10 protein-coding genes and 1 pseudogene are annotated in these 13318 nt (G+C 71.8%); 6 read left to right on the top strand and 5 right to left on the bottom strand.

Annotation, left to right across the window (positions count from 1 at the left end; translation table 11 throughout):
• Nucleotides 1–27: 27 nt before the first annotated feature.
• The 3 genes and pseudogenes from J7E91_RS27575 to J7E91_RS27585 all read right to left on the bottom strand — a co-directional run bounded on the left by J7E91_RS27575 (nucleotide 28) and on the right by J7E91_RS27585 (nucleotide 3127).
• Nucleotides 28–692, bottom strand: a pseudogene (locus J7E91_RS27575) (thiamine pyrophosphate-dependent enzyme).
• An 85-nt stretch (nucleotides 693–777) separates the two neighbouring features.
• Complete coding sequence (gene mca, locus J7E91_RS27580; RefSeq protein ID WP_251016333.1) at nucleotides 778–1677, bottom strand: mycothiol conjugate amidase Mca; 900 nt, start codon at nucleotides 1675–1677, stop codon at nucleotides 778–780.
• A 46-nt stretch (nucleotides 1678–1723) separates the two neighbouring features.
• Nucleotides 1724–3127 carry an MDR family MFS transporter gene (locus J7E91_RS27585; protein WP_251016334.1) on the bottom strand — a complete coding sequence of 468 codons (1404 nt, stop codon included), beginning with the start codon at nucleotides 3125–3127 and terminating at the stop codon, nucleotides 1724–1726.
• Between the two features lie 113 nt (nucleotides 3128–3240).
• On the opposite strand from J7E91_RS27585, the gene J7E91_RS27590 reads away from it, so the two are divergent.
• The 4 genes from J7E91_RS27590 (at nucleotide 3241) to J7E91_RS27605 (ending at nucleotide 5844) form a co-directional block, all read left to right on the top strand.
• Complete coding sequence (locus J7E91_RS27590; RefSeq protein ID WP_214909251.1) at nucleotides 3241–3918, top strand: TetR/AcrR family transcriptional regulator; 678 nt, start codon at nucleotides 3241–3243, stop codon at nucleotides 3916–3918.
• Between the two features lie 132 nt (nucleotides 3919–4050).
• A complete protein-coding gene (locus J7E91_RS27595) occupies nucleotides 4051–4767 on the top strand; it encodes a hemerythrin domain-containing protein (protein WP_214909252.1) in 717 nt (238 codons plus the stop codon).
• 59 nt (nucleotides 4768–4826) lie between these two features.
• Nucleotides 4827–5204 (top strand): NAD-dependent epimerase/dehydratase family protein, encoded by a 378-nt coding sequence (locus J7E91_RS27600; protein WP_214909254.1) that lies wholly within the window; start codon nucleotides 4827–4829, stop codon nucleotides 5202–5204.
• Between the two features lie 37 nt (nucleotides 5205–5241).
• Nucleotides 5242–5844: a hypothetical protein gene (locus J7E91_RS27605; protein WP_214909256.1), complete on the top strand. Its 603-nt coding sequence runs from the start codon at nucleotides 5242–5244 to the stop codon at nucleotides 5842–5844.
• Nucleotides 5845–5935: 91 nt separating this feature from the next.
• Here J7E91_RS27605 and J7E91_RS36840 read toward each other — a convergent pair whose 3' ends face one another.
• Nucleotides 5936–6835, bottom strand: coding sequence for an FAD-dependent monooxygenase (locus J7E91_RS36840; protein ID WP_214909258.1), 900 nt, complete (start codon nucleotides 6833–6835; stop codon nucleotides 5936–5938).
• A complete protein-coding gene (locus J7E91_RS27615; protein ID WP_214909259.1) occupies nucleotides 6835–7395 on the bottom strand; it encodes an FAD-dependent monooxygenase in 561 nt (186 codons plus the stop codon). The genes J7E91_RS36840 and J7E91_RS27615 overlap by 1 nt, the downstream gene beginning before the upstream one ends.
• Nucleotides 7396–7742: 347 nt before the next feature.
• On the opposite strand from J7E91_RS27615, the gene J7E91_RS37385 reads away from it, so the two are divergent.
• Nucleotides 7743–7907, top strand: a complete 165-nt coding sequence (locus J7E91_RS37385) for a hypothetical protein (protein ID WP_374224787.1) — start codon at nucleotides 7743–7745, stop codon at nucleotides 7905–7907.
• A gap of 263 nt (nucleotides 7908–8170) precedes the next feature.
• The coding region (locus tag J7E91_RS27625; RefSeq protein WP_214909261.1) for a non-ribosomal peptide synthetase at nucleotides 8171–13318 on the top strand (5148 nt) is incomplete at its 3' end.

Raw genomic sequence — 13318 nt, forward strand, 5'->3', positions numbered from 1 at the left:
GCTGGCGGGCGCTGAGCGGCGAGGCGATCAGTACTGGTTGTTCTCGCAGACGAAGACGACCGGGACGCGGTGGACCATGGCGAAGTTCAGCGCCTCGTGGAACGCGCCTCCTCCGACGCGCCGTCACCGAAGAAGGTCAGCGCCACCCGGGGAGCCCCTTCCATGGCGAACGCCCAGGCCGCGCCGACCGCGACCGGGATCATCTCGCCCAGGATCGCCGCCGAGCCGCCGAAGCCGGCCGCCTTGTCCATGAGGTGCACCGACCCGCCGCGCCCGCCGGCGCACCCGCTCACCTTTCCGTACAGCTCGGCGACCATGGCGTCCAGGTCGCCGCCCTTGGCGAGGTAGGGCGCGTGTGAGCGGTGGCCGCTGTAGACGACGTCCGTGCGCCGGGCCGCCGCGCAGATCCCGACCGAAGTGGCCTCCTGACCGATGGAGAAGTGGGTGGGGGTACGCATCTGCTGCTCTTCGCGGTACAGGTCCGCCAGCGTCTCCTCCACACAGCGGATACGCACCATGTCGCGCACCAGCCGGCGTTGAACCGAGGACATCACGAGCCGCTCCTTTCCAGGGCGTTCAAAGGTTGCCTCGGCGCGGATACGCACCTGTCCGGGACCCGGCTCGGGCTTCTCGACCTCGTCGACCTGCAGTACCTCCGGCGTTCCGTGCTGGTGGTAGCGGATGATGCGCATGGGTCTCTCTTTCTCTAGCTCCCGGTGTCGGTGCCGCCAGCCTCGCGGGGGTGACTGGAGCCTGCGCCGAGCGGTGCTGGACCGGTCAGCGGGCGTCGGCTTCGGTGCCGGGTTCGATGCCGGCGAACAGGTCGTCCTCGGGCAGCGTCGTCTCGACGTACGAGCGGGCCAGGTGGTAGTCCTCCGTCGGCCAGGCCCGCTGCTCCACATCGAGCGGGCAGGAGCGCTCGGGCCCGTCCGGGTTGACCTGCGTCTCATGGGCGAGCAGGGCCCGCAGCCGGGTGGGGAACCACTCGGCGCACTCGACCTGCGTGGTGATCTGCCACTTCTCCTCGACGTTCGCCAGTTCCTTGAGCACCTCACCGTGCGGCGAGTCGAGACCGGCGGCCGTCATGGCGTCGTAGATCGCCTGGAAGTACGCCTTGCTGAAGGCGAGGGTGTAGTAGAGCTTGAGCGGCTGCCACGGCTCGCCCGTTCCCGGATAGCGCTTGGGGTCGCCTGCGGCGGCGAACGCCTCGGCCGAGACCTGATAGGTCTTGATGTGGTCCGGATGGGGGTACCCGCCGTTCTCGTCGTACGTCACCACGACGTGCGGCCGGAAGCTGCGCATCGCCTCGACCAGCGGCCGGGCCGCGTCCTCCAGCGGCTCCAGGGCGAAACAGCCGTCGGGCAGCGCCTCACCGTTCCTGGGCAGCCCGGAGTCGGTGAATCCCATGAAGCGCTGCTGTACGCCGAGGATCTCGCGGGCCCGCTCCATCTCCGCGCGCCGCAGCCGCGGCAGGTCGGCCCACACCTCGGGACGGTCCATCGCCGGGTTGAGCACATCGCCGCGCTCGCCGCCGGTCATGGTGCACACGAGGACCTCGGCGCCCTCGGAGGCGTAGCGTGCCAGTGTCGCCGCCCCCTTGCTCGATTCGTCGTCCGGGTGCGCGTGCACGGCCATCAGCCGCAGGCCCCCGCGGAGTTCAGCGGTGGACTTGGTCATGGGGCTCTCCTGTGGTGTGGGTCGGTCGGCGTACGGAAAAGGTGATTCAGCCCTTGCCCGGGGCGTGCCGTGGGTACAGCGCTGCGGGGATCAGGGTCAGTGCGCTGAAGGCCAGCGCCCACCAGAAGGTGTGGGCGTAGGCGGACTGGACGCTGCCGTCGTGCGCGGCCGCGTCGTTCAGCGCGTTCTGCAGGATGACGGCCAGCACGGCGGTGCCGATCGAGCCGCCGATGCGGTTGAGGACCGTACGGGCGCTGGTGGCCGCGGGTGCCTGGGTGCGGTCGACGGAGGTGTAGGTGGCGGCGACGTTCGGCGGGACGACGGCCCCGAGACCGACACCCCGTACGAACAGAGCGGCGGTCAGCAGGAGTTCGGGCGGGCGATCGCCGGTCATGACGAAGGGAACGGTGCCGGCGACCGTGAGCCCGATGCCCACGAGTACGACGTTGCGCGGCCCGTGGCGGTCGGTGAGCCGGCCGGCCGTCGGCGTGATCAGCGCGCTGCCCAGCGCCTGGGGCGCCAGCAGCAGTCCGGCGTGCAGCGCGCTCGTTCCCTGCACCTGCATGAAGTACAGCGGCAGCAGCAGCATCGAGGAGTAGAGGGCCGCGCCGAGCAGGAAGGTGTTGACGCCCGCGAGGGCGAAACCCCGGCCCGCGAAGAGCCTCAGGTCCAGCAGCGGGGTGCGGGCGGTGCGAAGAGCGTGGAAGACATAGCCCGCCAGGAACGCGAAGCCGCCCACGAGTGCCACGGCCTGGGTGAGGTCCACACCTCCCCGGCCGAACTGGGCGAGTCCGTACACCAGAGCGGCGAGTCCGGGCGGGAGGAGCATCAGCCCGAGGCCGTCGGGACGTACGGCGGTGTCGCGTTCCGCCTTGTCGGCCGGAACGATACGGGCGGCCAGCACCAGCGCGATCAGTCCGACGGGGACATTGACCAGGAACAGCCAGCGCCACCCCGCCCATTGGACGAGCAGCCCGCCGATGACCGGGCCGAGGATCGGCGCGACGGAGACCGGCACGGTGATGATGCCGACCAGCCTGCCGATCCTCTTGGGTCCGGCGTGCCGGGCGACCAGGGCCTGGCCGACGGGCTGCATGAGCCCGCCGCCGACGCCCTGAAGCAGCCGGAAGGCGATCAGCGAGCTGCCCGACCAGGCCAGTCCGCTCAGCGCCGAGGCCGCGACGAACAGCGCGACGGCGGCGAGCCATACCCGCTTGCCGCCGAAACGCCTGTGCAGCCAGCCGGAGAGCGGTGCGACGAACGCGACGGTGAGCAGGTAGCCGGTGCTGACCCACTGCACCGTCGTCATGGACTCGTCGAGGCCGTCGGCCATGGCGCCCATGCCGACGTTCACGATCGTGGTGTCGAGCTGGGCGAGCACCGCGCCGAGGATCAGGACTCCGCCGAGCTTGATCAGGGCCGGGTCCAGACGCTCGTCCGACGTGTTCAACGAACCTCCTGCGCAGAGCTCAGTGGGGGGAACCGGAAAAAATTTAGGTCGGACCAGAATTTATGTCAAACCAAAATCTATGTCCGCCCAAACGTGCTGGGTAGGATGGGCGCATGCCAGGAGCCACAGCCACCCCGAACCGGGCCGCACCCGCCGAGGGCGGCCTGCGCGGGCGCAAGAAGCGCGAGACCCGCGACCGGCTGGCCCATGTCGCGACGCTGCTGTTCATCGAGCGGGGCTTCGAGAACGTCACCATCGCGGAGGTCGCCGAAGCCGCCCACGTGTCGAAAATGACGGTCAGCAACTACTTCCCCCTCAAGGAAGACCTCGTCTTCGACGCCCACGAAGGGGTCCTGGACAGCCTTGCCCGCGTGGTCCGCGAGCGACGGCCCCAGGAGTCGGCGCTGCACGCCCTGCGTCGCAGCTTCCTCGCGTCCCTGGACCGGCCCCACCCGCTGAACGGCCGTTGCACACCCGGTTTCGCCCGGCTCGTCCACGACAGCCCACGGCTGCGCGCACGCGAACGCGAGATCGACGAGCAGCGTGAGGCGGCCCTGGCCCGGGCGCTGGCCGAAGCGACCGGAGCCGGGCCCGAAGATCCCATGCCCGACTTGAACGCGGCTCAGCTCGCGGCCGTACAGCGGGTGCTGCAGCGCCGCGTGCGCGCCCTGATCCGCCGTGACACGCCCGAGGACGCGCTGCGCGAGGAGATCGAGGAACTCGCCCGTACGGCCTTCGGCGTACTGGAGCCCGCACTGGGCGAGTACTGCGTCCGGCCCGCACAGGAGTAAAAGAGCCGCGCGCGGCGACCGGGTCCAGCGGGATTCCAGCGGCCGTTGCCCACCCTGCGGTGCCAGGAACGCTCTCCGGGCCGTCGCGGCAGCCGCGCCGGGCCTGGACGGCAGGCACGAAAGGAGAGGGCGTTGTCCGCCTCGACACTGCCCGGCACCCCGCCGGCGCCCCGGACGCCCACCGCGGGGAACAAGGGGAACAACCTGACCGGGTTCACCCTCACGCACGACCTGATCCGCCGGGCCGTCCCGGAGCTCGGCCGACGGCTGGCCAACGCCGCTTCGGGCGGGGCCCCGGGCCCGGCGGCGGTGACACGGCTCACCACCTGGTGGGAGATGTTCACCACCATCCTCGACGGCCATCACACCAGCGAGGACTCCCACGTCTGGCCGGTCGTCCTGGCCGCCGACCCCGCCCTGGAAACGGTCTCCCGCGCCCTGGAAGAGCAGCACGCCTCCCTCGACGGACACCTGGCCGGCATCCACGAAGGCCTGCGCCTCCTGCGCGACAACCCCGGATCGCACGAACCCGGACTCAGCCACCTGCTCGTCCGCATCGCCGAGTTCGACGCGTTGATGTACGACCACCTCCAACTGGAGGAGCGCACCATGGTCCCCGTCCTGCGCGACCAGGTGACCGGCGAGGCGTACGCGGCGATGCTCGCCTCCCTCGCCTCCGGGCACGACCCGGCGGACTTCGTACCGACCATGCCGCTCCTCCTGGAGCAGGCGCCCCAGCAGGCCCGGGAGTTCATGCTCGGCGGGATGCCCGCCGAGCTGCGGACCCGCTACGAGCAGGAGTGGGAACCGGCCTATTTCGAGCTGCTGGCCACGCTCCCCGCCGCCTGACAGCCCGCCGCCGCCCGGGCTTGCGGCGCACTCCCTTCGACGAAACGGTGTATTCGGCAATGAGACTTCTGGTCATCGGCGGAACGGTCTTCCTGGGCAGGGCCTTCGTGGCCGAGGCCCGCTCAAGGGGATGGCACGTCACCACCTTCCACCGCGGACGGTCCGGCTCCGACCTGCCCGGCGTGCAGGTGGTCAACGGAGACCGGGAGAACGCGGCGGATCTCGCCCGGCTGGCCACGCACGGCCCCTGGGACGCGGTCGTCGACGTCTGCGGCTACGCCCCCGCCGTCGTCGGCGCCTCGGTCCGGGCGCTGACCCGGCACGCGGGCGCCTACCACCCACGTATCCAGCATCAACGCCCTCGCGCCCTGGCCCGCCGCACCGGTCGACGAATCCTCGCCGCTGCTGCCCTGCGACCCGGACGCCGGGCCCGATGACGCCGGCTACGCGGAGCTCAAGGCGGGCTGCGAGCGCGTGGTCGAAAGGGATTTCACCGGCCGTACGCTGATCCTCCGTCCCGGCGTCGTCATCGGACCCGGCGACAAGATGCGGCGCGTTACGTACTGGCTGCGCCGCGCCTCCCGGGGCGGGCGGATGCTGGCGGGCGGCGGCCCCGCTCGCACGATGCAGCTGATCGACGCCCGGGACATCGCGGCCTTCGGCCTGAACCGGATCGAACTCGGCGGCTCCGGCGCCTACCTCACCACCGGCACTCCGGCCAACGTCACCTGGGGCGACCTCCTCGGCGAATGCGCCGCGCTGACCGGCGCGGGCGCCGAACCGGTGTGGGCGGACGACGCCTTTCTCGCGGAACAGGGCATTGCCCCCTTCGTCACGATCCCGCTGTGGGCGCCGCCCGCCGAACAGCTCGCCGCGGTCTGGGACTTCTCCTCGGAAAAGGCACTGGCGGACGGGTTGCGCTGCCGTCCCGTCCTGGAGTCCGTACGCGACACCTGGGACTGGCTGCGAGCGCCGGGCGGCATGGAGGAGGCATTCGGTACGTACCGCTACCCGGACCAGACCCTGGACGCGGAACGGGAGGCGCGCGTTCTGGCCGCCTGGGACGCCCGTAACTGAACCGCTCGGACCGCGAAGAGCGCTGTGGCGCGCGGAGCACTGAGGAGTGCCCCGCGCGCCACAGCGCTTTCGCCCGCGTCAGTCACGCGTGTCAGTCACGGCGGGGACCGGCGGGCGACAACGGCCGCGCGAGCAGGCTCCCCAGCACCGTCCGCAGCTCACCAGCGGCAGCCGGACCCCATGAAGCGGCCCGCCACGCGACGAAACCGTCCGGCCGCACCATCACCGCCCCACCCGAACCGACGCCGTGCGCCCGGGACCACTCCCCCGCCGGGTCCTCCACACCGTCACCCAGCCGCAGCACCTTCAACGGCGCCGGCCCCTGCGCAGGCTCGGTGTTCCCCGCGTCCGGGCCGAGGACCAGCGAGAAACCGGGACCGTAGAGATCGATGGTCGAGCAGCCGCGGCCCGCGCGCTCCACCCGCACATGCGGGGCCCTGGTGCCCGGACGTCCCGCCTCGGGCACACGGCCGTCCGGACCTTCGATGTCCTGACCCCAGACCGCGTCGGAGGCGTACTGATAGCCGAGGCCCAGCGCGATTCGGGCGACCCGCGCGGCCACCTCGTCCCCGCCGCCACCCGTCCGCTCCTCCTGGAGCCGGGTCGACAGGGCACAGGTCAGTTCGGCGACCGGTCGGCGCTCGGCCTCGTAACTGTCCAACAGCCCGTCCCCGGCGCTGCCGTCCAGCACTGCCGCGAGCTTCCAGGCCAGATGGTGCGCGTCCTGCACGCCGGTGTTCGCGCCGAGACCGCCCGACGGCGGCATCACATGAGCGGCGTCGCCGACCAGCAGGACGCGGTCGCGGCGGTACTCCCGCGCGACCCAGGAGGCCGGCTCCCAGGTGTGTACGGCGCGGCTGCCGCCGGGGACGGCGGGCAGCACGCGCAACGGCAGCGCGTCGTCCCCCACGGCCTCCCGTACCGCCTGCGCGCAGCGCTCATCGGTGAAGTCCAGGGGGCCCTGGCCGCGTTCGGGGTCGTACGGGACCATCAGCACCCAGCGTCCACCGCGTCCAGCCGGGCCAGCAGGGTGCCGGGCACGGGCCGGGCGAGGTACCCCAGGCCGATGGGCCGCCCGCGCAGGGCGGCGCTCAGGTCGGCCTCGAAGGCGATGTTGACGACGTGCGCCAACTGCTTGCCGTGGGTACGGATGCCCAGCGCGCGGCGGACGGGTGAACGGTGACCGTCCGCCGCGATCACGTAACGCGCGCGCACGGAGTACCGCCGGCCGCTGCCACGGTCGGTGAGCATGACGTCGGCCCCGTCGGCCCCGTCGGCGTCCTCGGGCGCGGCCAGGATGGACGCCCGTATGACGTCGGTGGCCTCCAGGAACACCGAAGGGGGCGCCGCCCGCAACGGCCCCTCCAGGCCGTGGGCGCGGTACAGCTCCATCGTGCGCGGGCTGAGCACGCGAGCCTTCGCCAGCATCGACGGGCCGGGGTGCCGCTCCGCCAGCAGCACGGGGACACCGTGGCCGCGCAGGAACACCGCCGCCGGCAGGCCGACGATGCCGCCGCCCACGATCAGGACGGGGACGTTCTCCTCGCTCATCAACTTCCTCTCCCAGTACGGCCTCCGCCGCGCCGTGCGCACGGTCCGGGGGCCGCCACGATCCAGGCGGCGCGTCGTGCGCCGCTCGAACGCGGCCTGACTCCGCCGGGACTTGAGAGCTCCGCGCCAAGCTCGCGAAGACACAGAAACCACAGAGGACGAAGAAAGGCGGAGTCTCGTGGAGACAACCCCCCTCACCCTCCTGACCCTGGCCCTGCTCCTGGAGCGGCCCATGTCCGCCACGGACCTGGCCGCCACGGCCGGTGAGCGGGCCGGGGCAAGCCCGCCGCTTCGAAAGGCGTCTCTCCAGCGCCGTTTCCTGGTGAGAACGAACGCCCTTCCACTACCTGTGCAAGCAGGAAGATGTGGACTACTGGATGAGCGCCGACAATCCCACCCTCTTGGTCTGCTCCCACCCACAGAGCGGCGAGGCGTGGTGGATGCACATCCAGAGCCGGTTCGCCGACCCCGGCCAACGCGCCTCCGGTCAGTCGCCTGGAGCTGGTGAGTGAGGTACCCCCGTCGTGCGGGAGGTGCGGCCTGCGCGGGCCCGCACCGTGCCGACCAGGCGCTGACAGTGCCGCTCCCCGGTGCCTCGTTATCAGATATCCGGCCGCCGCCTACCTGCGAAATTGCTTCAATAACGCGGCGAAATCGGCTCTGCATAGCCTCGGCCCACGAGTGTCATGAGTGTTTGCCCGAGCCACACGGCCCCACACACGTCGCCATGTCGAGAGCACAAGCCCTTCGTCGGGCCACGAGGAGTTTCGGAAAGATGAGCGGTTCGAAGACTGCGGGTGCGGTGGAGTCCGGTGCTGGGGAGGAGCTGTTCGCGGGTGTCCCGGCGCGGTGGCAGGGCCGACTGTGCCCCGTCCCCAGCCTGAAGCTGCCCGAGCTCTTCGAGGCCCAGGCCCGCCGCACCCCCGACGCCCCCGCCGCGACCTTCGGCGACCGGACCCTCAGCTATCGCGAGCTGAACGAGCGGGCCAACCGGCTGGCCCGGCTGCTGGTGGCGCTCGGGGCCGGCCCCGAGCAGATCGTCGGCGTGATGATGCCGCGCTCGCTGAACCAGATCGTGTCGCTGGTGGCGGTGACCAAAACCGGCGCCGCCTACCTGCCGGTGGACGTCGAGTACCCGGCCGAGCGCATCGCGTACATGCTCAGCCACTCCGACCCCACGTGCCTGCTCACCACCGCCGACTCCCCCGCCGCAGAAGGGCTCGCCGACCGGCTCGTGCTGCTGGATGACCCGGCGGTGGACGAGGCGCTGCTCGGCCTGCCGGACACCGACCTGGCCGACGCCGAGCGCACCGAGCCGCTGCGCATGGCCAACCCGGCGTATGTCACCTACACCTCCGGCTCCACCGGGACACCCAAGGCCGTGGTGATCGAGCACCGGTCGCTGGCCGACTATCTGGCCTGGGCCCGCAAGGACTACCCGAGCATGGGGCCGGGCGGCACCTCGCTGTGGCACTCGCCGGTCTCCTTCGACATGACCGTCTCGGAGCTGTGGGGGCCGCTGGTGTCCGGCGGGCGGGTGCTGGCCGCCGCGCTGGAGGAGGACGCGTACGCCGACACCGTCTCCTGCACTTTCATGAAGGCCACCCCGAGCCATCTGCCGATGCTCAACCTGCTCCCGGACGGCTACTCGCCCACCGGTGAGCTGATGCTCGGCGGTGAGGCACTGCTGGGCGCCGCGCTCGACGAGTGGCGCTGCCGCCACCCCGAGGCCACCGTCATCAACGTGTACGGCCCGTCCGAAATCACCGTCAACATGGCGCAGTTCCGGCTGCCGCCGGGCCGACCGACCCCGGACGGCGTGCTGCCGCTGGGCCGCCTCATGGACAACATGCGCGGCTACGTCCTGGACGACCGGCTGCGCCCGGTGGCGACAGGCGTCACCGGCGAGCTCTACATCGCGGGCCCCGGGCTCGCGCGCGGCTACTTCAAGAAGCCCGAGCTGTCCAGCGAGCGGTTTGTCGCCGACCCGTTCGGGGCACCGGGCGACCGGATGTACCGCTCCGGTGACCTGGCCCAGTGGACGGAGGACGGGCAGCTGGTGTTCCGCGGCCGCGCCGACCACCAGGTCAAGGTCCGCGGCTTCCGCGTCGAGCCGGGCGAGATCGAGGCCGTGCTGACCCGGCACGAGCAGGTCTCCCGCGCGGTGGTGCTGGTCCGCGAGGACCGCCCCGGCGACCAGCGGATCGTGGCCTATGTGAGCACCGCGGAGGGCGCCGCCGAGCCGGACGCCGCAACGCTGCGGGCGCATGTCGCGCAGACGGTGCCGTGGTACATGGTGCCGTCGGCCTTCGTCGTGATCAAGGAGTGGCCGCTGACGCCGAACGCGAAGGTGGACCGCAAGGCCCTGCCCGCGCCGGAGTACAGCACCGGTGCCGACAGCGCCCCGCGCACCCCGACGGAGGAGATCCTGTGCCGGCTGGCCACCGAGGTGCTGGGCCTGGAGTCGGTCGGCGTCGATGACAACTTCTTCGAGCTGGGCGGCCACTCGCTGCTGGCCATCCGGCTGACCAGCCGGATCCGCGCGACCCTGGACGCCGAGCTGCCGATGAGCGCGGTGTTCGAGGCGCCGACCGTCGCCGAGCTCGCCGCACGCCTGGCCGGCGCCGACACGGCACGCGCCGCGCTGGCACCGGCACAGCGCCCGGACCGGATCCCGCTCTCCCTCGCCCAGCAGCGCCTGTGGTTCCTCCACCAGCTGGAGGGCCCCAGCCCGACCTACAACATCCCGATCGCCGTCCGTCTGACCGGCGAGCTGGATCGCACCGCCCTGGAGGCGGCGCTGGGCGATGTGGTGGCGCGGCACGAGGCGCTGCGTACCCGCTTCACCGACCACGACGGCGAACCCCACCAGGTGATCCTGGACGCCGAACAGGCCGTCCCGGCCATCGAGTTTGCCGAACTGGACGGAGCGGAGGGGCTTCAGCGGGCGCTGGCCGAGCAGGCCGGGCACGGCTTCGACCTCACCGCTGGAGTGCCGCTGAAGGCCGCCCTCTACCGACTCGGCGAGTGTGAGCACGTCCTGCTCATGCTGCTGCACCACATCATCACCGACGGCTGGTCCCGCGACCCCCTCACCCGCGACCTGTCCACCGCCTACACCGCCCGCATCGGCGGCCAGTCCCCGGTCTGGGAGCCGCTGCCGGTGCAGTACGCCGACTACGCCCTGTGGCAGCGGGACGTACTGGGCGACGAGAACGACCTGGACAGCACGGCCGCCAAGCAGCTTGCGTTCTGGAAACAGGAGTTGAGCGGTGTTCCGGAGCTGCTGGAGCTGCCGCTGGACCGGCCCCGCCCGGCCGTCGCCAGCTACCGCGGCGCAGCCACCCACTTCGCGTTCGGCGCCGAACTTCACTCCCGCATACGGGAGTTGGCGCGCGAGTGCGATGTCACGGTGTTCATGGTGCTGCAGGCCGGGCTCGCGACGCTGCTGTCCCGTCTGGGCGCGGGCACCGACATCCCGATCGGCACCGCGGTGGCGGGGCGTACCGACGAGGCGCTGGAGGACCTGGTCGGCTTCTTCGTCAACACCCTGGTCCTGCGCACGGACGTGTCCGGCGACCCGACCTTCCGCGAGCTGCTGGTCCGCGTCCGGGAGGCCGATCTGGCCGCCTACGCCCACCAGGACACCCCCTTCGAGCGGGTCGTCGAGGCCGTCAACCCGGCCCGTTCGCTGTCCCACGCCCCCCTCTTCCAGACCATGCTGACCTCGCAGAACACCCCCGAGGACGGCATGGCGCTGCCGGGCCTGGAGGCGGTGCCGCAGAACGTGCCCAAGGGCGTCGCACAGTTCGACCTCTCCTTCCACACCAAGGAGAAGACGGCGCAGGACGGCGCGCCCGCGGGCATCGACGGCATGCTGGAGTACTCCACCGACGTGTTCGACGAAGTCACCGTCGACGTGCTGACCGCCCGTCTGGTGCGGCTGCTGGGCGAGTCGACCGACCAACCGGACACTCCGGTGGGCCAGCTGGAGCTTCTGACGGAGCAGGAGCGGCGGCAGGCGCTGGAAGAGTGGCAGGGCCGTCCACACGAGGTCTCGGGGAAGACGCTGCCCGTCCTCATCGAGGAGCAGACACGACGGGTGCCCGATGCCCCCGCGGTCGTCCACGGGGACACCAGCCTGACCTACGCCGAGCTCAACGAGCGCGCCAACCGCCAGGCCCGGCTCCTGGTGGAGCGCGGCGTCGGTCCGGAGCGCCATGTCGCGGTGGCGCTGCCCCGCTCGGTGGACCTGGTGGTGACCTTGCTGGCCATCGTCAAGGCCGGTGGCGCCTACCTGCCGCTAGACCCGTCCTACCCCGCGGACCGGCTGGGCTTCATGCTGGAGGACGTGGCTCCCGTACTGGTCGTCACGGCCCAGGGCGTGCTCGACCACGTCGCGGCGCCCTGCCCGTCGCTGCGCCTGGACGACCCCGAGGTCTCCGCGGCGCTGGCCGAACAGGACGGCACGGACCTCACCGACGCCGACCGCAGCGCACCGCTGCTGGCGGACAACGCGGTCTTCGTCATCTTCACCTCCGGCTCCACCGGACGACCCAAGGGCGTCACCGTGCAGCACCGCTCGCTGGACGCCTACCTCAGCTGGACCCGCGAGGCGTACCCGGGTGTGGCCGGACGGGCCCTCGTGCACTCGCCGGTGGCCTTCGACCTCACCGCCACCGGCCTGTTCGCGCCGCTGACCTCCGGCGGCTGCGTCGAGCTGGTCGAGCTGGACGGCCGGGCCCCGGCGGCGGACGGACGGCCGCGGCCCACCTTCGTCAAGGCCACCCCCAGCCATCTGCCGCTGCTCATCGAACTGCCGGCGCAGTACTCGCCGAAGGAGCAGCTGGTGCTCGGCGGCGAGTCGCTGATGGGCGAGGTCCTGGACGAGTGGCGGAGCCGGCACCCCGGTGCCACCGTCATCAACGAGTACGGCCCGACGGAGACCACCGTCGGCTGCTCGGAGTACCGCATCGAGCCGGGCGAGACCGTCCCGGCGGGCGTGGTCACCATCGGTCGGCCGATCTGGAACACCCAGATGTACGTGCTGGACGCGCAGCTGCGCCCGGCGCCCACCGGCAGCCCCGGCGAGGTGTACATCGCCGGTGACCTGGTGACCCGCGGCTACCACCGACGCCCGGACCTGACCTCGGGCCGCTTCGTCGCCAACCCCTACGGCCCGCCCGGCAGCCGGATGTACCGCTCGGGCGACCTGGCCAGGTGGCGGGCGGACGGCCAGATGGAGTTCATCGCGCGCGTCGACGACCAGGTCAAGCTGCGCGGCTTCCGCATTGAGCTGGGCGAGATCGAGGGCGTCATCGGGGCGCACCCGAAGCTGGCCCAGGTGGCCGTGATCGTCCGCGAGGACCAGCCCGGCGACAAGCGGCTGGTCGGCTACGCTGTCCCCGCGCCGGGGCAAAGCGTGGACTCCGCCGAGCTGCGCCGCTACGCGGCCGGGCAGCTGCCCGACTACATGGTGCCCGCGGTCTTCGTGCTGCTCGACGAGCTCCCGCTGACGGTGAACCGCAAGCTGGACCGCAAGGCGCTGCCCGCGCCTGACTACGGCGTCGCGGCCGGCGGTTCGGGCCGTGCGCCGCGCACCGCGCACGAGGAGATCCTGTGCGGCGCCTTCGCGGAGATACTGGGCCTGCCGCGGGTGGGCGTGGACGACAACTTCTTCGCGTTGGGCGGGCATTCGCTGCTGGTGACCCGGCTGATCGCCGGGCTGCGCCGGACCCTTGGGGCGGAGCTGCCGATCCGCGCGGTGTTCGAGGCGCCGACCGTCGCCGCACTCGCCGCACGCCTGGCTGACGCGGGCACGGCCCGCCCGCCGCTGGTGGCGGGCGAACGCCCCGAGCGCCTGCCGCTGTCGCACTCGCAGCAACGACTGTGGTTCCTGCACCAGTTGGCGGGCCCCAGCCCG

Origin of the sequence: Streptomyces sp. ISL-99, from assembly GCF_018614005.1 — a bacterium.
Lineage (GTDB): Bacteria > Actinomycetota > Actinomycetes > Streptomycetales > Streptomycetaceae > Streptomyces > Streptomyces flavidovirens.

Excerpts from the sequence above, each read along its gene's own strand:
- J7E91_RS36840 (WP_214909258.1), bottom strand. The coding sequence starts at position 6,835 with ATGGTCCCGTACGACCCCGAACGCGGCCAGGGCCCCCTGGACTTCACC.
- J7E91_RS27600 (WP_214909254.1), top strand. The coding sequence starts at position 4,827 with ATGAGACTTCTGGTCATCGGCGGAACGGTCTTCCTGGGCAGGGCCTTC.
- J7E91_RS27615 (WP_214909259.1), bottom strand. The coding sequence starts at position 7,395 with ATGAGCGAGGAGAACGTCCCCGTCCTGATCGTGGGCGGCGGCATCGTC.
- mca (WP_251016333.1), bottom strand. The coding sequence starts at position 1,677 with ATGACCAAGTCCACCGCTGAACTCCGCGGGGGCCTGCGGCTGATGGCC.
- J7E91_RS27590 (WP_214909251.1), top strand. The coding sequence starts at position 3,241 with ATGCCAGGAGCCACAGCCACCCCGAACCGGGCCGCACCCGCCGAGGGC.